The sequence below is a fragment of the Streptomyces sp. G-G2 genome (assembly GCF_030063135.1).
Taxonomy (GTDB): domain Bacteria; phylum Actinomycetota; class Actinomycetes; order Streptomycetales; family Streptomycetaceae; genus Streptomyces.
Genome location: NZ_JASISO010000015.1, coordinates 57,697 through 76,713 on the forward strand (window position 1 = coordinate 57,697; position 19,017 = coordinate 76,713).

The following is a 19,017-nucleotide window of genomic DNA, read 5'->3' on the forward strand; positions in this document are numbered from 1 at the left end:
ATCGTTTCGTCGGCCAAGGCACGTTACCAACCCCGGGCCGGGCGGGAGCGTCAGCCGATGAGCGAGCGCAGGACGGGGATGCTCGTCCCCGCGGCGCCCAGGCCCGCGAGCAGGCCGACGGCGGGCGGGTTGCCCGCCAGGAAGGTGAGGCCGCCCGCGACCAGACCGACGAGGGCGGCGATCAGCAGGACGACGGCGGTGTGCAGGGGGATGAAGGGGGACGGCGGGCCGGGTGGGGACGGGGCGCTCACTGCTGCTCCAGGGTGTCGAGTGCGGGACGGCCCGCCGACACGCCACGAGGCGGACGGGCGGAGCGGTGCGCTCCGCCCGTCCGCCTCATCGGGCCGTGACGGCGGGCCGGACTCAGCCGAGGTACTGGTTCATGGAGATCTTGATGGCGTGCAGCTTCCAGGGGACCTCGCCGAAGACGCGTACGCCCCAGTAGTACAGCTCGGCGCGGGCGTCACAGGCCGCGTTGGACTTCAGCGCGGCGCAGGAGGCGTGCATGTCGTTGCGGAACCACTGGTCGCAGGTGGCACGGTCCGCCCAGCGGAACCGGTAGCAGCCGTCGTGGTGCTTGCAGGCGTGGTGGAAGTCGAAGCGCCCGGCGAGGTAGCCGTAGGCCGAGAACGGCGGCTTGCCGAACTGGACCCGGGCGAAGTGGACACCGGAGTCGGGGACGTCGGTGCAACCGTCGGTGTCCCACGTCTCGCCGCCCTCGTTGAAGGGGGTGGCGTTGGCACCGGGAGCCGTGGTCGCCGACGCCGGGGACGCGGGGACGAGCAGCAGGGCCGCGGCGCCCAGGACGGCGGTCGCGGCGCCGACGAACCTGTGGCGCGCGCCGGTACGGGGACTGGTACGGGTACGGGACATGGGGCCTCTCCTGTGGAGCGGTACGAGCCGGATCCGGCCGGGCGGCCCGACCTCCCGGTCAACGCTACGTATCCGCGCGCCCGTTGGTTGTCATGCGACCGACCGACAGCCAACGGCCGTTCAGGACGGCAGAATCGACTCCGTGAGGACACCCGACGCACGTCGGCCCAGGGGGGCTCCATGCCGGAAACGGGCAGCGCGGTAGCCCACTTGTGCGTGCTCGGGCGCGACTACGTCGCGGTCATCCGGATCGCGACGGGTGTTCCGACGCTCGTCGTCGGCGTGCGCGCGGCGACCGTGTCGACCGCCCCGCCGGTGGCCCTCGCGGTGCTGTCGCTGGTGACGGTGTGGAGCGTGCTGTACGTACGGGCCCTGCGCCGGGGGCCGGGGACGACCGCCACCCTGGCTGACGCCCTCGTACTGGCCGCGCTGGCCGCGAGCGCCCCCTGGTCGGTTCCGCCGGAGTGGCTGGAGCAGGGAAGGTCCTGGATGCTGCCGTTCCTGTCGTTCGCGTGCGTGGGCTACCAGTACTACGCGGGCTGGCGGCTCGGCGGGGCGGCGGCCGTGCTGGTGCTGTCCGGTGCCATCGCCGGGACCGCCGCCGCCCTGCCCGCCCGCAGTTCGCTCGACAGCCTGGTGACCGCCGGGTGGTCCCTGATCGTCGCCTCCCTCGGCCGGATGCTGTGGACGCTGATGCTGCGGGGCGGTCGGCTGGCCGACGAGGCCGCCGCGGGCGCCGAGACGGCGCGGGCCCGGCAGGCGGCCGAGGCGCGGATCCGCGCCGCCAAACGGGCCCACAACCGGACCTTGCACGACACGGCGGCCACGACCCTGCTGTGGGTCGGGACCGGCGCCGGGAAGATCCCCGGCGGCCTGCTGGCCGCGCAGGCCCGCCGCGACCTGGACCGGCTGCTCTCCTGGGAGGCCGGTTCCACCGGGGAGGCGGACCTGATCCGGGGGCTGCGCGAGGCCATCGGGCTGGCGGCCGTACGCGTCGAACTCCGCGGTCCCGCGGCTCTGTTGCTGCCGCAGCCGATCGCGTCGGCGCTGGCCGACGCCGCGCACGAGGCGCTCGTCAACGTGACCCGGCACGCCGAGGTCGGGCACTGCTCGGTCACGGTCGGCGGATCGGGCGAGGGGGTGCGCGTCGTCGTGGCCGACGAGGGGGCGGGCTTCGATCCGGGAGGCATCGGCACCTGGCGGCACGGCGTACGCGGTTCCATCCTCGAACGCGTCGAGGAGGTCGGCGGCCGTGCCGAGATCATTTCCCTGCCCGGCAGGGGAACCACCGTCAGTCTGGAGTGGCGACGATGAATTCCTTCCACCAGGCGTTCCGGCAGCCGTCCCGTCAGCCGTCCCGGCGGCCCCCGCGCCAGCCGTTCCGTCACGCGGTCCGCAGGTCGGGCGAGCCCACGGCGGCCGAGTTCCTGTCCCACCTGCGCGTCGCCGTGCTGGGCATATCCGCCATCGTGCTGCTCTCCATGAGCTGGCTGCGCAGCACCGGCGTGTACCGGCCTCTGTGGATGCAGATCCTCGCGTACGGGCTCCTGCTGGGCATCGCCGCCGTCGAGGGCGTACTGATCCTGCGCCGCCGGTCGTGGGGGACCGCCCGCTGGGCCGGTGTCGCCCTCGCGCTCGCCGCGTCGGTGCTGTCCTGCGCGTCGCTGCCCGCCGGGACGCCGACGACCGCCTCGGACTGGGCGTTCGGCACGGTCGGCTGGATCGGGGTCGTCCTGCTCCTGGACCTGCCGATGTCGCGGCTGGTCCTCTTCCTGGCCGTGCACGAGGCGATCACCGCGGTGAACTTCGTCCTGACCGGGCCGGTGGACGAGGGCGCCGTACTGAACCTCGTCACCGGCTCCCTGGGGACGATCGGTTTCCCGCTGGCCTGCGGCGCGGCCGCCACCGCGCTGCGCGCGACGGCGCGCGAGGCGGAACGCGCCCGTCGCCAGGTCGAGGACATCCGGCATTCCGAACGGGTGGCCGAGCAGACCGCGCAGGCGCTCCAGCACAGTTACGCCGGCCTGATCCACACCGCGGGCCCGCTGCTGCGCGGGCTCGCCGACGGCAGCCTCGACAGCGACGATCCGGACGTCCAGCGGGACTGCTGGATCGAGGCCGCGCGGATGCGGCGGCTCTTCATCGAGAACGACGAGGTTCCCAACCAGCTGGTGCACGAACTGCGCCAGCACGTGGACACCGCGGAACGCCGCAAGGTCAAGGCGGACATCGCCTCGTACGGAACGGCGTTCGATCCGCCGCCGGACATCCGCCTGGCACTCGGGAACTTCCCGCTCCCGGCGCTCGCCCGGGCCAGGACCTGGGCCCGGGTCACCGTGGTGTTCACTCCCGGGTTCGTGTCGGTGCAGGTGATCGGGGACTGCGGGGCCCTCGGGCCGCCGTGGGCCGGGGACGGGCTCATCGAGACCGACAGCTTTCTGGACCCGGACGACAACACGCTCTGGATGGAGGCGCAATGGAGGACCGGCCGGTCACCGTCGTGATGCTGGACAACCACGACGTGGTCATCGACGGGGTGCGGGGGTGGTGCGCGCGCGCCCGGCCCCCCATCCGCCTCATCGCGGCGGGCACCCGGTTCGCCCGGGTGCGGACCGGCGAGGGCGCCGCGGCCGAGGTGGTCGTCTTCGACCTGGGCCTGCAGAAGGAGGGTGTCCACGAGTTCCACGAGCTGAGCCGACTGGTCCGCGAGGGACGCAACGTCGTCGTCTTCTCCGGCGAGGAGTCCCCGGCCGTCGTCCTGGAGTGCGCGCGGCTGGGTGCCAAGTCCTTCGTGACGAAGGCGGAGGGCGAGGAGCACCTGATCCACGCCATCCGGGCGGCCGCGAAGGGCGAGACGTACACCACCCCTAAGCACGCCGGCATGATCGTCGCGGACCCGGTCCCCGGCAGGCCCGCGCTCTCCGAGAAGCAGATCGAGGTGCTGCTCGCCTGGTGCAGCGGGCTGTCGAAGCCGATGGTCGCCCGGAAGCTGCACATGTCCCCCAGCACGGTCGCCACCCACATCGAACGTGCGCGGGGGCACTACGAGCGGGTCGGCCGCCCGGCACCGGACAAGCTCAGCATGACGAACCGGCTGATCCAGGACGACCTCCTCTCCCCGAAGGAGGCGGACCCGCTCGCGGACGACCCGTGAGACGCGGCCGACCGCCCGCGGGCGGGGCGTCCGGGGTTCTTGAGCGTTCCACGAGCACACGGCGGTACAAAGAAGTCGCGCTCAAGCTTTCGCGATCAACTACCCCGCCTGCGAAAGGAAGTTCATGGCCACTGACCAGGTACTCACCGGCTCCGCGCCAGCCCGCGAGAGAGTCGGACCCCCCGCGGCGGCCACCGAGCCGCAACGCCCGCGCGTCTCCCGGCTGCCCTCCCTCACCGGTCTGCGGTTCCCCGCCGCGCTGGCCGTGTTCGCCCACCACGCCTTCATACCGATCCCCCCGCTTCGGCTGCTGGGGGACGACGCCACCGAGTACCGGCTCGCCGACTGGTTCGGGCAGGCGGGCGGCCTCGGCGTGGCGTTCTTCTTCGTCCTCAGCGGGTTCGTACTGACCTGGTCGGCCCGGGACCGGGACACCACCACGTCGTTCTGGCGGCGCCGGTTCGTCAAGATCTACCCCGTGTACGTGGTCGGCTGGGCGCTCGCCATGTGGTTGTTCGCCGGGTCCTACACCTCCACCCGGGTGGCCGTCGGCAACCTGTTCATGCTCCAGGTGTGGGTGCCGGAGTACATGACCAACTTCAGTGTGGACGCCCCGAGCTGGTCGCTGGCCACCGAGGCGATCTTCTACCTGTGCTTCCCGCTGCTGCTGAGCGCCTTCCGGCGCATCCAGCCCCGTCACCTCAAGTACTGGATCACCGGGGCGATCGCGGCGGTCGTGGCCACTCCCGCCGTGGCGTACGCCCTGTTCCCGGACTCGCCGCGGGTTCCCGGCGGCCAGGAGAGCTCCACCTCGCAGTACTGGTTCAGCTACGTGCTCCCGCCGGTCCGGATGCTCGACTTCGCCCTCGGCATCCTGGTGGCCCTCGCCGTGAAGCACGGGCGCTGGCGCAACATCGGCATGATCTGGTCGAGCCTGCTGCTGGTCGGCGCGTACTGGCTGAGCTTCCACGTGCCCTACCTCTACGGTCAGCGCGCCGTGATGATCCTGCCGATCGCGCTGCTGATCGCGGCCACGGCGATCGCCGACATCGAGGGCCGTTTCACCCTGTTCCGCAGCCGGGCGATGATCTGGCTGGGTGAGATCTCCTTCGCCTTCTACCTGCTGCACTACACGGCGATCTCCACGCTGCGCAAGCTGCTGGGCGCGCAGGAGATGTACTCCACCGGCGTCGGACTCGCGATGCTGGCGGGCACGGCCGTGGTCACGGTGCTGGCGTCGTGGGTGCTCTACGTCACCGTCGAGACCCCCCTGGTGCGCCGGTTCGGCCGTTCGCGCGACGCGAAGTCGGGCTGAGCGCCGGTCGGCCGACGGAGGAGGCCTCCCTCGGCCGTCGGCCCGCCGCCGCGTGTGGCCGGCGGCTGGTGGCCCCGGTGGGCCGACGGCCCGCCGCGCGGTGCGTCAGGAGGGGGTGACGCCTCCCTTGGCGGAGACGGTGACCCGGTCGACCCGCATCGGGTGGCCCGGTTCGGTGGCGGGGCCGACGTTCGCGCCGTCCGCGAGCGGGAGCTTGCCGCCGACGGCCACGTTCAGGATCAGGAACGTGCCGTGTTCCACCGCCTTCTTCCAGGTCTCCTTGTCCATCCGGGCCCCGTTCACCCGGTGGTACACGCGTCCGTCGAGGGACCATCGCACCTCTTGCGCACCGGGCGAGAGGTCGACCTCGACGGCGTACGAGTGGAATCCCGTACGGCAGTCCGGGCACGGCTGCGGGCCGGAGGTCAGGCCGACGGGTTCCTGGCAGGGGCCGCCGCCGAGGATCCCGCAGTGCATGGTGCCGAAGACGGTGTCCCGTCCGTTGACGGACTCCATGATGTCCAGTTCACCGACGGACGGCCAGCCCGTGTAGCCGTCTCGCAGGGGCGCGCCCAGGGCCCAGAACGCGGGCCAGTAGCCCGCCGCCTTCGGTCCGGTGACGTCCGGCAGCGCGAGGAACGCCTCGATCCGCAGCACTCCCCCGGGCGGCGGCGCGAAGTCGGAGCGCCTGCTCTCGATGCGGCCCGAACTCCACTGCCCGTCCTTGCGGGTGGGGACGATCTCCAGCGCGCCCTTCCCGTCGAGGCGGACGTTGTCGGTGGAGTCGGTCATGGTCTCGATCTCGCCGGTGCCCCACTGCGGGGCGGGGCAGCCGGGATAGCACGTACCCAGGTCGTACTGCCAGTTGGCGCCGGAGGGGCGGCCGCCGGCCGGGCCGTCGAAATCGTCGCGCAGCAGCTCGGTCCATCCGGCGGGGTTCACCGGGGTGCCGGGCCGCGGGGCGCCGGGGGCGGGCAGTGCGCCGGAGTCGGTGAGCAGTCGTTCCAGCCGCGAGGTCAGCACGACGGCCGCCACGTTGGTGAGGTGGGAGTCGTCGCGGTAGAGCAGGATCCGGTCCCGTACGGCGGGGCAGGTCGGTCCGGTGCCCGGGCACAGGACGGGGTTCACGCTGATGGTCTGTACGCCGGGCAGCGCACCCGAAGCGATCTTCCGCGCGAGCGGGTCGCCGGGCTGGGCGGCCGTGCGGCCGAACGCGCAGGCTTCCGGGGTCCGCGGGCTGCCGGAGACGCAGGCGGGGACGTCCGTACCGGGTACGGGCGTGTCCTCGATGTAGACGATGGGCGCTCCGAGGGCCCGCAGCGGCTTCAGGGTCTCCTCCCACGCCCCGGCCAGCAGGGTCTGGTCGGCGGTGTAGCGGTTGAGCGAGGCGATCACGATGAGGCGGGGCTTCGGCCGCTGCCGCAGCCGGTCCAGGGCGTCCGCCCGCCAGGTGCCGCACTCCCGGTAGCCGCGACCGAGCTGGGGGTTGTCCACGGCGAGGGTGGGCAGCGGGCAGCCCTGCTTGACCAGCTCCTGGAGCGCCCAGCCGCGTTGGGAGGCGAGGGCGAGCATCGGGGAGAACCACTGACCGGCGTGCGAGTCGCCGAGCAGCACGATCCGGTCGGGGCTGTCCACCGCGCCGAAGAGGCAGTCCGGGCTGCGGGTCACGGCGGGGTCGACCTCGCAGTTCCCGTCCGGCGGGAAGTCCTTGCGCGCCTGGGCGGGTCCGGGTACCACCGGGCCGTCCAGCGCGGGGGCGTTCGGGCCGCGGGCGAGCAGGGTGGGCCCGGAGGCGGCGCCCGGCGGGAGGCCCTGGAGGTCGACGGGGGTGTCCGGACCCATCAGCCGCAGGGTGGTGGTGCCGACGACGAGGGCGAGGACGACCGGCAGGACGATGGCGGTGATGCCCACCGACAGTCCGCGCCGGGGCAGTTCGGAGACGGTCCGGCTGCGGCGCAGCGGCCGCTCGACCCAGCGCATGGTGGCGAGGGCGGGCAGCACGGCGGCCGCCGTCAGCGCGGCCTTGGCGGGCCAGCCGAGGGCGCCCAGGCGGGCTTCGGCGAGGACGAGTACCGGCCAGTGCCACAGGTAGAGGGTGTAGGAGAGCCGTCCGATGGCGCGGGGGGCCCGGCCTGCGAGCAGGCGGCCGACTCCGAAGGCGCCTTCGACGTTGCGCTCGCCCCGGCCGGGGATCGCGGCGAGGATGACGGCGGCGGTGGCCAGGGTCGGTACGAGCGCCGCGTAACCGGGGTACGGGGTGGTCGCGTCGTACGACAGGACGCACCAGCCGATCGCCGCGGCCCCGGCCCAGCCGCACAGCAGCCGCAGCGGGCGGCGCGGCCCGCGCAGGAGGTGCCAGGGCAGCAGTGCGAGCAGGGCTCCGGCGCCGAACTGCCAGACGCGCGACGGCGTTCCGAGGTAGGCGAGGGAGACGGAGTCGTCGCTCCAGCGCAGGGACAGGGCGAACGAGCCGAGGATGAGGAGAGCCGTGACGAGCGCCACGACGACGCGTACCACCCGCCCGCGGCGCACAACGCGCGCCGCGCAGAACGCGATCACCGCCATCAGCGGGGCCCAGAAGAGGTAGAACTGCTCTTCCACGGCGAGGGACCAGAAGTGCAGCAGCGGGCTCTGGTCGTGACCGGCGGCGAGGTAGTCGGTCTGCTGTGAGACGAACCGCCAGTTGGCGAAGGACAGGGCCGCCGCGACGACGTCGTACTCCAGGCCGGTGCGCCGCAGCGGTACGGTCAGCCAGGCCCCGGCCACGGCCACCGCGCCGAGGACGACGGCGGCGGACGGCAGCAGCCGCCGGGCGCGGCGGGAGAAGAAGTCACCGAGCCGGATCCGGCCGGTGGTGATCGCCTCCCGGACGAGCAGGCCGGTGATCAGGTAGCCGGAGATGACGAAGAAGACGTCCACCCCGACGAACCCGCCCGCCATGCCGGGGATCCCGGCGTGGAAGGCGAGGACCGCGAGGACGGCCACCGCGCGCAGGCCCTCGATGTCGGGCCGGAAGGCGGAGCGGTGCGGACTGGGCCCGGATTCGCGGCCGGATCCGCTCGGCGGCGGGCCGGTGGCCGCGGACGGCGGCCCGGACGGCTCGGTGGTGCTGCGCTTCCGGCGGAAACCGGGAGCCACGGGGAAGGGCATGTCGATGAAGCCTTTCAACTCAGCCAGGGAAGCATCGGGTTGACCCACCCGGATGCCAGCAGGCCGATGAGCAGGAGGGCCGCGGAGGCGGCGAGGGTCTCCGGCCAGCGGCGGGGCCGCATGCCGGTTCCGGAGCGCAGGGCCGCCCGTACGCGCGCGTACCGGAGACCGGCGCCGACGGCCTTGCCACGGGGCCCCGTTGCCCCGCGCAGTTCGGCCGCCAGGTCGCGGATGAGTGGAACGTTGATCTGGCACTGCACCAGGAGGTAGAGCAGGAGCCCCCAGTTGGGTTCCCAGCCGTTGCGCGCGACGGCCAGCGCGAGACCGGTGGCGGCGGCGCCGTTGGAGAGCACGAGCCAGACCAGCGAGACGGTCACCACGCGCCGGGCCATGCCGCCCGACGTCCCGGGAGCGCGCACGCCGGTGGGCACCCAGGCGGCGCTGCGGCCGCGCAGGGTGTGCACGAAGGCGGTCGCCGCGGCCACGCTCGTCAGGACGTTCGCGCGGATCACCTCGACCCGCCAGCGGGTCCGGCTGATCCTCGGCAGGAGGACGTGCCAGAGCCAGAGCGGGGCGAGCAGCGGCAGGACGTGCCAGGGCCGGATGTGGTCGGGGTACCAGAACATCATCACCAGCGGCGGCAGCGGCGCGGCGAAGGTGTTCACCACCGTGGTCAGGTATCCGACGACGCCCTCGTAGAAGCACAGCCGCATCCGCCAGGGCGCGCGCATCCGCCCCAGTACCGGGGTGCCGAGCAGGTGCAGGTTACCCATCGCCCAGCGGTACTGCTGGTTGATGAAGGCGGAGGCCGCGTCGGGCGAGGTGCCCTTGGCGACCAGTACCGGTACGTACAGGGTGCGGAACCCCTGCTCGTACAGGGCGAGTCCGGTGTAGAGGTCCTCGCTGTGGTCGAGCTTGGCGAAGCCTCCGGCGAGGTCGATCGCGCGGCGCCGGTAGACGGCGTTGCTGCCGCAGCAGATGGCGGCGTCGCTGGCGTCCCGGGACGGCTGGATCCAGCGGAAGAACCACTCCTGGGCCGAACCGGCGGCCCGCTGGATCCACTCCATGCCCTCGTCGGTGTCGAAGCACTGCGGGCTCTGCACGATGCCGACGGCCGGGTCGGCCAGGTACGGCACGAGGTGGTGCAGGAAGTCCGGCCGGGGCGCGAAGTCCGCGTCGAGGATGGCGATGAACTCGGCGCTGCTGAGGGTGAGCGCGTGGTTGAGGTTGCCCGCCTTCTTCAGGTGGCCCCGGTCGGGCCGTACGACGTACTCGTACCCGTGCGCGGCGGCCAGGGCGGCGACTTCCGGCCGGTCGCCGTCGTCCAGGACCCAGACGGTCAGCTCGCCCGGATAGTCGACCTCGGCCACCGCGCGGTAGGCGTTGGCGAGGACGGGAAGGGGTTCGCCGCAGGTCGGCAGGTAGAGGTCGACGCTCGGGGGCGCGGCGGGCGTCCAGGCGTGGACGAGGACCTCGTGGGAGCGCCGGGTCAGTCTGCGCTGGCGCAGGCTGTTGACGGAGGACAGGACGAGGGCCGCGACGTTGAGTCCGAGTACCGCGAGGAAGGCCCACAGGGCCGGGGTCCGCAGGGCGAAGGTGAACATGGTCATCGCGGTGAAGACGAAGGCCAGCGAGGTGGCCACGAGGACCCAGCGGCGCTGCGGCCCGAAGTACCAGTACAACTCGTCGTCGGATGGTGGTTGCGGAAGATGATGCACAGTCATATAGCCCCCCACGGCTGTGTATGTACTGGTTTCAGGTGACCCACCCTACCGCCAAAGGTATAGACCACAGGCCCGGAAGGCAGCCAACGCGTGGAACGAAACGCGGAATTGGCGCGACTGCAATGGTCCAGACCTCTCTATGGCTTCATTCGAACGGTCCTCCCGGTCCGGTCCGGGAAGGCGCAGGTCACAGGGGGGTGAACAGCACCGGAAGTCTTGTCGCGCCGCCTGCCGGATCCCGTCTGGCCATCGACGGCGGGGACCGCGTCTCCAGCGTTCCTTGAGCGGGTGGTCGAGCGTTGGTGCCGCCGGAACCCCCGGCGCCGACCATTCGCGCCCACACCCCCGGAGACGCATATGTCCGACATCACCCGCGCACACCCCCGCCTTCGAGCTCCCGGACCTGGCACTCGACCTCGGCGACCTCACCGGTACCCGGTGCGTTCCGCGCCGTACGTACTGGTCCGCGCCACCGTGCTCACCCATCCGGCCCGGCGGCCGTCGACGGCCCGGTTCCGCACCCTGCTGACCCGACTGCACCGGCTCGACACCAGCCCACCGTGCTGCCTTAGGCCCTGCGGGCCAGCACCAGGACGAGCCCGCTGTCCTGGTTCACGGCGGTGGGCTGGGGGAGCTTCGCGAAGCAACGCGGCGAGGCGCCGTGGCCGGCGCCGCGCGCCCGCCGGGGATCAGGGGATTGCGGGACAGCCCTCAGGCCGCCCCTCCCGGGCGGGACGCCGGGCCGAACCAGCGGGCCAGAGCCGTTTCGAGGGGTGTGGTGTCGGTGGCGGACCAGGCGATGTAGCCGTCGGGGCGGATCAGGACGGCGTCGATGTCCTCGTCGGTCGTGGCGGCGACGTGGTCGACCCGGTCGGCCCAGCCGTCGATCCGCCGGTCCTTGCCGTCGAAGGAGAGCAGCAGGCCCCGGCCGGAGTGCGTCAGCGCGCTCACGCGGGTCGGGCCGTCCTCGGTGGTCAGGTCCACGTCGATCATGCGGGGGCCGAGCCCGGGGTACTGGATGTCCAGGCCGGACATCAGCCCCGAGATGAAGCGGTTGCCTTCGGGCAGCCGGACCAGGTCGGTGACGATGTCCCGGAGCGCCGCCACCTCCTCGTCCCGCCCGGCGTTCAGGAGGACGGCCTGGGCGCGGGTGTGCCGCAGCACCCGGGCGCCGATGGGGTGGCGTTCGGCGTGGTAGGTGTCCAGCAGTCCCTCCGGCGCCCAGCCCCGCACCGTGGCGGCGAGTTTCCAGCCGAGGTTCACGGCGTCCTGGGTGCCCAGGTTCACGCCCTGGCCGCCGATCGGCATGTGGATGTGGGCCGCGTCCCCGGCGAAGAACACCCGCCCCTCTCGATAGCGCTCGACCTGCCGTACGGCGTCGCCGAACCGGGATGCGGCGCGCAGTTCGCCCAGCCGCGTCCCGGGTCCGTACACGGCGCGCAGCGCTTCGTCGACCTCTTCGGCGGCGACGGGCACGTCGCGCCCCGGGCCCTCACCGGAGAGCTTGCCGAAGATCAGCCGGTACACGGCGCCGTCGAGCGGGGCCAGGACGCTGAAGAACCCGCCGCCGGAGCCGGTGTGCCCGCTGAAGTGTCCGCGCTCGGCGGGGACCGCGTCGGAGCGGGACGCGAGGGTGATGTCCGCGACCACGGAGGACATCGTGCTCGCCCGGCCCGGGAAGGGGACGCCCAGGAGCTTGCGGATCGTGCTGTGGCCGCCGTCGCAGGCGACGAGGTAGCCGGCGCGGATGCCCCCGACCGTGACCCCGTCGGCGTCCTGCTCGACCTCCGTCACCTCGTGGCCGCGGAGCACGGGTACTCCCCGGCGGACGAGGCGCTCTTCGAGGAAGGCCTCCAGGCGGGCCTGCGGGAGAGTGACCGGCCCGGGGTAACGGGTCTGCCACGGGCGGCAGTCCAGCTCGACGGGCAGCGCGGCGAAATGGCCACTGGACGCACCCCTGGACGCACCCTGGGGCGCACCGTCGGCCGCGCCACCTGCCGCGTCGCCGGACGGCGCGTCCGCGAGCAGCGGAGCCAGCAGCCCGCGCAGGTCGAGCACCTCGGCGGTGCGCGGTTGCAGCTGTCCCGCCCGGGACTGGGCGCCGCGCGCGGTCTGCCGCTCCAGCACCACGGTCGGCACTCCGGCCAGGGTCAGTTCATGGGCCAGCATCAGCCCGGTCGGGCCCGCTCCTGCCACGATCACTTCGGTCCGCATGGTCTCCCCTTAAATGCACTGAGTGCAATCCTGCACTGAGTGCAGCATACGGTATTGTGGGTTGCATGGAAGACCGCATGGGCCTGAGAGAACGCAAGAAGGCGCACACCCGCGAAACGATCAAGGTCACGGCGCTCCGCCTGTTCGTCGAGGCGGGGTTCGACCAGGTCTCGATGACCGACGTCGCGGCGGCGTCGGACGTCTCCCGGCGGACCCTCTTCACCTACTTCCCGACCAAGGAAGACCTCGTCCTGCAGCAGTTCGCCGACCACGAGGACGAGGCGGCCCGGACCGTCCGGGCCCGCCGGCCCGATCAGACGCCCCTGCGCGCACTGCGGGAAGCGCTGCTGGACAGCCTCGGGCGGCGCGATGAGAACACCGGCCTCAACGACGACCCCAGGTCCCTGGCCTTCTACCGGCTGATCGGCAGCACCGAGAGCCTGGCGGCGGGGCTGACGCGCTATACGGCGCGGGGGATCGACGCCCTGGCGGAGGCGCTGCGCGAAACCGGGCTCGATCCGCTCACCGCGCGTCTGGCGGCCGCCCAGGTGGTGGTGGTGCAGCGCGAACTCGCCCATGCCAACCACGTGTGCCTGATCGGCGGAGAGTCCGCCGCCGACCGCTACCCGGAGGCGGTCCGAGCCGTCCATCACGCCTTCGACCTCCTGCGGGACGGCCTGAGGTCCGGCTGACGCGACGGCCCGTCGGCCGCACCGCTCGGCGCGGACGTACGAGGACCTCCGGCGCGGCCGCCCGCGAGGGGCCGCCGCGCCGGAGGTCCTGGCGCTGCGTTCCGCGGCACTAGCCGCCGTTGATCACGAACTGGGAGCCGGGTTCGACCACGATGTTCCCGTCGGCCGACCCGGTGATGGTGACGTTCGACAGGGTGGCGCTGCCGCGGGCGCCGCCGTGGGCGCGGATGCCCGCGCCGTTGTTGGACTTGTCGATGGTCACGTTGGTGACCTTCGCGTCGGGGACGGCTCCGCCGCCCGTCTTGAACTGGATCCCGTCGTAAGTGGAGTCGTGGATGTCGGTGTCCCGGATGGTGACGCCGGGGATCGGCTGGTTGGCCGCGAAGAGGGTGATCGCCCCGAACTCCTGGGCCTCGCCCCAGAAGGCGCCGCCCGTGCGGAAGAGTCCGTTGCCCGCGATCAGGGTCTGCCCGGAGAAGGGCAGCGGGTCGTGGTCGGTCGCCAGCATGATGCCGGGGTAGTTCATCGTGTCGTAGATCAGGTTGTTCTCGATGGTGTTGCCGTAACCGCCGTAGACCGCGATGCCGTTGGCCCGCCACGGCAGCTGGACGGTGTTGTTGCGGAAGTGGTTGTCGTGGCCGATGTCGACCGACTGGTCCTTCACGTACTTGCTTGACCACACCGCGAGGGAGTCGTCGCCGGTCGTGCGGAAGGAGGAGTTGAAGACGGTCGAATTGCGCGTGCCGTTGGCGAAGTTGATGCCGTCGGCGTAGATGTCGCGGATCCGCATGCCGCTGAAGTCGACGCCGTCGCCGGGACCCCACAGGGCCGGAATGTTGTCGTAGTCGCGGCCGACCCAGACACCGACGTTGGCGTGCTCGATCCATACGTTGGTGATCTTCGTGTTCTTGCCGAAGCGGCCGTTGAGGCCGACGCCGCCCTCGGCGTTTCCGTCGCCGCCACGGATGGTGCCCGAGCCGAAGATGGCGATGTCGGAGATCTGCGTGTTGTCGTCGATGTCGAACCCGAAGGTGCCCTCGTGCGGGTGGTTGATGCCGCCCGCGTCCTGCGGCGGGGTCAGGGTGTAGAGCTGCGAGTACCACATCCCCGCGCCGCGGATCGAGACGTTGCTGAGGCCCACCTGGTTGTACTGGCCCCGGTTCAGCGGGTCGTCGGTGAGGATCTTCTGCTCCTGGCGCCACTGGCCCTGCGGGATCCACACGCAGGCGATCTGCCCGTTCTGGTCCGCCGTCACGGCCTTCTGGAGGGCCGCGGTGTCGTCGACGCCGTCGTTGGGGATCGCGCCGTAGTCGGTGATCGAAGTGCACTCGGCGGGCTTGGCGGCCGCCGGGGCCACCTGCTCCAGGTCGATCAGGTCGATGACGTAGTACGAGGCCGTGTCGCCCGCGTCGCGCTGGAGGCGGAAGGTGGTGCCCTGCGGGTAGCTCCGCGCGAGCAGCGCGTGGGACTCGTCGAAGAGCCTGCGGGCGTCTGCGCCAGGGGTGTTGGTCAGTCCCTCGGGGCTGTCCGTACTGCCGTAGAGCCAGCTGTACTTGGAGGACAGGCTGAGCTTCTGGGCGAAGCTGCCGTTGATGTAGAGGCTGATGGTGGCGTCGGCGCCGCCGCCGTTCGGGGCGTCGGGGACGGAGTTTCGCACGACGATCGAGTTGGCCGCGCCGGTCGAGGTCAACTGCACGTACTGGCCGGTGGAGCTCAGGCGCACCGACTCGCGGCCGGAGGACTCGGTGGCGAAGTCGGTGTGGCCGAAGGTGCGCTTGGCGTCGCTCTGGAGCAGCGCGCCGGTGTAACCGCCCGCCTCCGCCTCGTACTCGGTGTACGGGAGGGCCGCGCCCCGGCCGACGACCACGGCGCGCGCGTAGCTGTTGTTGGTCTCGTTGGTCTCGGCGACCAGGCCGGTGCCGTCGGCGGTGGCGGTGAGGGTGGCGCCGCCGCTGACCGCCGTCCAGGTCCCGTTGACCGGCACGTCGACCGTCTCACCGGTGGCGACCGCCGGGGTGGGGCCGTTCAGGGTGGTGGCACCCGCGACCAGGCGGGTGACGGTGCCCGCGCCCACCCCGGTGGTGCCCCGGTTGTGCACGGCCACGGTGAAGGAGACCGGGGCGCCCACGGCCGGGTTGGCCGGGTCGGTGGTGATGGAGAGCGCTTCGAAGTCGGGGCCGGGGGCCTGGCCGACGACGAGCTTGGCGGCCGCGGTCCGGCCGTTGTTGGTGTTGTCCTGCTCGGGGACGGTGTCGGTGGGGTCGACGACCGCCGAGACGGTGTAGCTCCCCATCGGGCGCTTGCCGACCGGGACGGGGACGGTGACCGACGCTCCGGGGGCGAGGGCGCCGACGGGGGCGCTGCCCGAGACCGCGCCCTCCAGGCTGACGTTGACGGTGGTCGCGGCGGAGGCGACCGTACCGGCGTTGCGGACGGTGGCGCCCACGGTGACGGCGTCGCTCTCGGACGGGGAGGCCGGTGACCAGGTCAGGTCGGTGAAGGTCAGGTCCGGGTTCGGCGCGGAAGCGCCGATGACCTGGAATTCGGCGACCTGGCCGCCGTCCGCCCCGGTGTTGCCGGAGAACTTCAGCTGTACGTCGGCCAGGCGCCCGGTGACGGGGACGGTCACGGTGTTCTGGTTCCCGGACGGGCTGAATACGTAGTCGGCGCGCGCCCGCAGGGTGGTGAACCCGATAGCGGACTGCTCGCGGCCGAGCACTTCGAGGCTCTGCGTACGGGTGGACCAGGCGGGGTCGGGATTGAGCTTGAGGACGATCCCGGTGACGTCGGCGTTGGAGCCGAGCTTCACGGTCAGCGTGGACTGGGGGCCGCCCGCCTCCCAGTAGCTGGTGACGCTGTCGTCATTGGCGTGGGCCGCGATGAACGACTGGGTGGTGGAGGACGCCTCGATGGGCTTGCTCCTGGCCAGATTGACCCCGCTCGGGGGCGGGGTGCCCGGGTCTCCCGGGTCGCCGGGGTCACCGCTTCCGTCGGCCGCGTAGACCTCGAACTCGGCTATCTGGGCGGCGGGCCAGCCGGTGTTGGCGCCGACGCTCACCCGCACCTGGCGCACCGTCGCGGCGGCGAAGCCGATGGTGACGGTGTTGGACCGGGCCGGGTCGAAGGCGCGCCCCGCCGCGGCGGACAGGGTACTGAAGGTGTTCCCGTCGGTGCTGCCCTGCACGGTCAGCGTCTCGGTCCGCGCCTCCCATCCGGCGGGCAGCTTCAGCGCCACCTGATCGACGGCGACGGGCCGTCCGAGGTCCACCTGGACCCACTGCGGGAAGGCGCCGGCAGGGCTCTCCCAGTACGAGCCCTGGTTGCCGTCGGTGACGCCCGCGGCCGGATAGCCGCCGAGGGACCCGCTGGCGGTGACCGCTTTGCCGAGGGCGAGGTTGGGGCCGCCCGCCGCGGCGGCGAAGGTGGCGGGCAGGAGTCCGAGGGCGATCAGGCCCGCGACGACCAGGCCGGCCAGCAACCGCCGACCGCCGTGCATCCATCTCATGCTGTCCTCTGTTCCATGGGGGGACGGCCCGGTGCGGACGCACCGGGCCGGAGAGCCGAGCGTGGGACGTGACCAGGCAGTTGTGCCCGCCTGCCGCAAACTTGCGGATCATTCTTTAGTTTTTGAGTGATCTGATTGCAGTTGTGCGGCTGTGGCGGCATAGATTTCTAGCAGATGACGATTTTGTCAACGCCTGGCACACGCGCGGCCGTTGTGGAAACCCCCGTGGAACCCCGGTCAGGCGTGGGGCGCCACCCTGGAGGGGCGGCCCGCGCCCCGGGTCAGCCGGTACCCGCCGATGGCCGCCAGGGCCGCGAGTACGCCGCCCCCTGCGGTCCAGAGCCAGCGGTCGGACCACCAGCCACCGGACCAGCCGTCCGCCGGTTCCCCCCCGGTGGCCGCGGGCTGCTGGGCCGGTGACGCGGCGTCGGCGCGGGCGGCGCCGATGCCGGGAACGAGGGGCGCGGAGAGGGCGCCGTCCACGGCGAGCGCGCCTCCGGTGTCCTGCGAGGCCGCCTCGACTTCCGCGCGTACCGGCAGGCCCACGTCCTCCTGGGCGAGCCCGACGACCGTCAGCCGTACGTAGTAGCTGCCCGGCAGCGGGTCGTCGGACCACGGCTCGGCCCCGGCCCGGACCGTGCGCAGGGTGCAGGACAGGCCGACCGAGGGGGCGTCCTTGGCCACCGCCCGCGTCTGCGCGCCGTACGTGCACGGCTGGCGGCGGCGCAGTCCGTCGTAGACGTCGAGCTGCCAGGTCGACGCGGCGTGGCGGGTGGCCGTCGCGGGCAGGGAAACCGTCGCCCGGACCGTGGTGCGCGAGCCCGCGTCCAGCGGGAGCACCCAGTACAGGTAGTCACCGGTGGAGGCGTCGGCCGTGGCCCGCTCCCCCGGCTGGAGCGCTGTGGCGGTGCGGAAGCCGGTGCCCGCCTCGGTCGGCCCGGAGGGCTTGCCCGACGCGGACGGGCTCGCGCCCGTCGACGGGGTGCCGGTGGCCACGGCCGGGGCCGCGGCCACGGCGCAGAGCGCGCCGACGAGGGTCAGCGCGGCAGCGGTCAGTGTGCGTACGGTACGCATCAGTTGGTCCTCCATACCGAGATACGCCAGCGGGAGATCCAGCCCCACACCAGACCCGCCAGGAGGCCGGTCAGGGCGAGCACGCCGAGCAGCCACCAGCCGCGGCCCAGGCCGAAGGCCGCCACGTCGGCGGCGGAGCCGGGGCCGTCCACCAGGTCGATGGTCAGCTCCACGGGCATGCCCGGGGTGGTCTTGACCGACGCGGGCGCCGAGAAGGAGTTGCTGACCTGGAGGCAGACGGTCTCCGCCGTCGCGCCGTCCTTCTCGTCGTCGAGCGTGGCCTTCGGGTAGCGCAGTCCGGTGGAGATCATGTCGGTGCGCCCGTCGCCCGCCTCCGATCCGCGGACGATCTCCCTCCCCCACTGGGTCGTCGCGCGCAGCATCACGCCGTAGTCGTTGTTGACGGCGCGGTCGGCGCCGATGCTCACCGCGGCGCGCAGTTCCTGCCCCGGCTTGACGTCCACGCGGTACCAGCGGTGCTCACCGAAGGCCTCGCGGTCGGTGTAGAGGCCCTGCTTCAACCGAGGGGCACTGGCGCACTCCTTGGCTCCCTGGGTCGCCACCGGGGTGACGACGGGAGCCGCGGCCCTGGCGACCGACTGCCGCACCCGGCCCGAGAGTTCGGAGGTGTGCTGGACCGAGGTGTAGGTCCCGCCGGTGGCCTCGGCGATGCAGATCAGCTGACTGCGCGTCTTGGCGTCGGGGACGAGGCCCAGCGTGTCGATGACGAGGTGGATCCCCTTGGCCGCGATGTCGCGGGCCACTTCGCAGGGGTCGAGCGGGGCGCAGGTGTCCTCGCCGTCCGTGATGAGCACGATCCGGCGGGTGGCGTCGCCGCCCTTGAGGTCCTCGGCCGCTCCGAGCAGGGCCGGTCCGATGGGCGTCCAGCCGGTCGGAGCGAGCGTCGAGACGGCGGTCTTCGCCTCGGTCCGGTCGAGCCGCCCGACGGGGTAGAGCTGCTTGGTGTCCTTGCAGCCGAGCTGCCGGTCGTCACCGGGGTAGTTCGCCCCCAACGTCCGTATGCCCAGCTGCACATCGTCGGGGACGGCGTCCAGTACCTCGTTGAACGCCTGCTTCGCCGCCGACATCCGGGACTGGCCGTCGATGTCGGTGGCCCGCATGGAGCCACTGACATCGAGGACCAACTCGACTTTGGGAGATTCCTTCTTCGCCGGTTCACCGGCCATGGCGTTGGCCGGGAAGAGCCCGACGGCCAGGGTGGCGAGCAGGCCGCACGCTCCGGCCGCCACCCATTTTCTAGTGATCATCGGCGGATCGTATTGAGGATCCCCCGGCAATCCAAAACGGGCCCGCTC

General features: G+C 72.3%; 13 protein-coding genes. 5 read left to right on the forward strand and 8 right to left on the reverse strand.

Annotation, left to right across the window (positions count from 1 at the left end; genetic code table 11):
- Positions 1–50: 50 nt before the first annotated feature.
- Entirely contained in the window at positions 51–251 is a 201-nt protein-coding gene (locus QMF80_RS14530; RefSeq protein ID WP_283453198.1) for a hypothetical protein, read from the reverse strand.
- A 112-nt stretch (positions 252–363) separates the two neighbouring features.
- Positions 364–873: a phospholipase A2 gene (locus tag QMF80_RS14535; protein ID WP_283453199.1), complete on the reverse strand. Its 510-nt coding sequence runs from the start codon at positions 871–873 to the stop codon at positions 364–366.
- 180 nt (positions 874–1,053) lie between these two features.
- Here QMF80_RS14535 and QMF80_RS14540 point away from each other — a divergent pair, with 180 nt between their 5' ends.
- The 4 genes from QMF80_RS14540 to QMF80_RS14555 all read left to right on the forward strand — a co-directional run bounded on the left by QMF80_RS14540 (position 1,054) and on the right by QMF80_RS14555 (position 5,342).
- Complete coding sequence (locus QMF80_RS14540; protein ID WP_283453200.1) at positions 1,054–2,187, forward strand: sensor histidine kinase; 1,134 nt, start codon at positions 1,054–1,056, stop codon at positions 2,185–2,187.
- A complete protein-coding gene (locus QMF80_RS14545; RefSeq protein ID WP_283453201.1) occupies positions 2,184–3,377 on the forward strand; it encodes a hypothetical protein in 1,194 nt (397 codons plus the stop codon). Before QMF80_RS14540 ends, QMF80_RS14545 begins: the two co-directional genes overlap by 4 nt.
- Complete coding sequence (locus tag QMF80_RS14550) at positions 3,350–4,027, forward strand: response regulator transcription factor (protein ID WP_283453202.1); 678 nt, start codon at positions 3,350–3,352, stop codon at positions 4,025–4,027. The genes QMF80_RS14545 and QMF80_RS14550 overlap by 28 nt, the downstream gene beginning before the upstream one ends.
- 124 nt (positions 4,028–4,151) lie before the next feature.
- A complete protein-coding gene (locus QMF80_RS14555) occupies positions 4,152–5,342 on the forward strand; it encodes an acyltransferase family protein (RefSeq protein WP_283453203.1) in 1,191 nt (396 codons plus the stop codon).
- Between the two features lie 105 nt (positions 5,343–5,447).
- On the opposite strand, the gene QMF80_RS14560 is transcribed toward QMF80_RS14555, so the two are convergent.
- The 3 genes from QMF80_RS14560 to QMF80_RS14570 form a co-directional block, all read right to left on the reverse strand.
- Positions 5,448–8,492 (reverse strand): acyltransferase family protein, encoded by a 3,045-nt coding sequence (locus tag QMF80_RS14560; RefSeq protein WP_283453204.1) that lies wholly within the window; start codon positions 8,490–8,492, stop codon positions 5,448–5,450.
- 14 nt (positions 8,493–8,506) lie between these two features.
- Positions 8,507–10,216 (reverse strand): glycosyltransferase family 2 protein, encoded by a 1,710-nt coding sequence (locus QMF80_RS14565; RefSeq protein WP_283453205.1) that lies wholly within the window; start codon positions 10,214–10,216, stop codon positions 8,507–8,509.
- A gap of 711 nt (positions 10,217–10,927) precedes the next feature.
- Positions 10,928–12,430, reverse strand: coding sequence for an FAD-dependent monooxygenase (locus QMF80_RS14570; protein WP_283453206.1), 1,503 nt, complete (start codon positions 12,428–12,430; stop codon positions 10,928–10,930).
- 77 nt (positions 12,431–12,507) lie between these two features.
- Between QMF80_RS14570 and QMF80_RS14575 the strand changes: the two genes are divergently transcribed.
- The gene (locus QMF80_RS14575; protein WP_283453207.1) at positions 12,508–13,122 is read left to right on the forward strand and encodes a TetR family transcriptional regulator; all 615 of its coding nucleotides are present in this window, start codon (positions 12,508–12,510) and stop codon (positions 13,120–13,122) included.
- Positions 13,123–13,231: 109 nt separating this feature from the next.
- On the opposite strand, the gene QMF80_RS14580 is transcribed toward QMF80_RS14575, so the two are convergent.
- From QMF80_RS14580 to QMF80_RS14590, 3 genes are all read right to left on the reverse strand, one after another.
- A complete protein-coding gene (locus QMF80_RS14580; RefSeq protein ID WP_283453208.1) occupies positions 13,232–16,627 on the reverse strand; it encodes a CARDB domain-containing protein in 3,396 nt (1,131 codons plus the stop codon).
- A gap of 237 nt (positions 16,628–16,864) precedes the next feature.
- The gene (locus QMF80_RS14585; RefSeq protein ID WP_283453209.1) at positions 16,865–17,701 is read right to left on the reverse strand and encodes a hypothetical protein; all 837 of its coding nucleotides are present in this window, start codon (positions 17,699–17,701) and stop codon (positions 16,865–16,867) included.
- Positions 17,701–18,969 carry a VWA domain-containing protein gene (locus QMF80_RS14590; protein WP_283453210.1) on the reverse strand — a complete coding sequence of 423 codons (1,269 nt, stop codon included), beginning with the start codon at positions 18,967–18,969 and terminating at the stop codon, positions 17,701–17,703. Before QMF80_RS14590 ends, QMF80_RS14585 begins: the two co-directional genes overlap by 1 nt.
- Positions 18,970–19,017 lie beyond the last annotated feature (48 nt).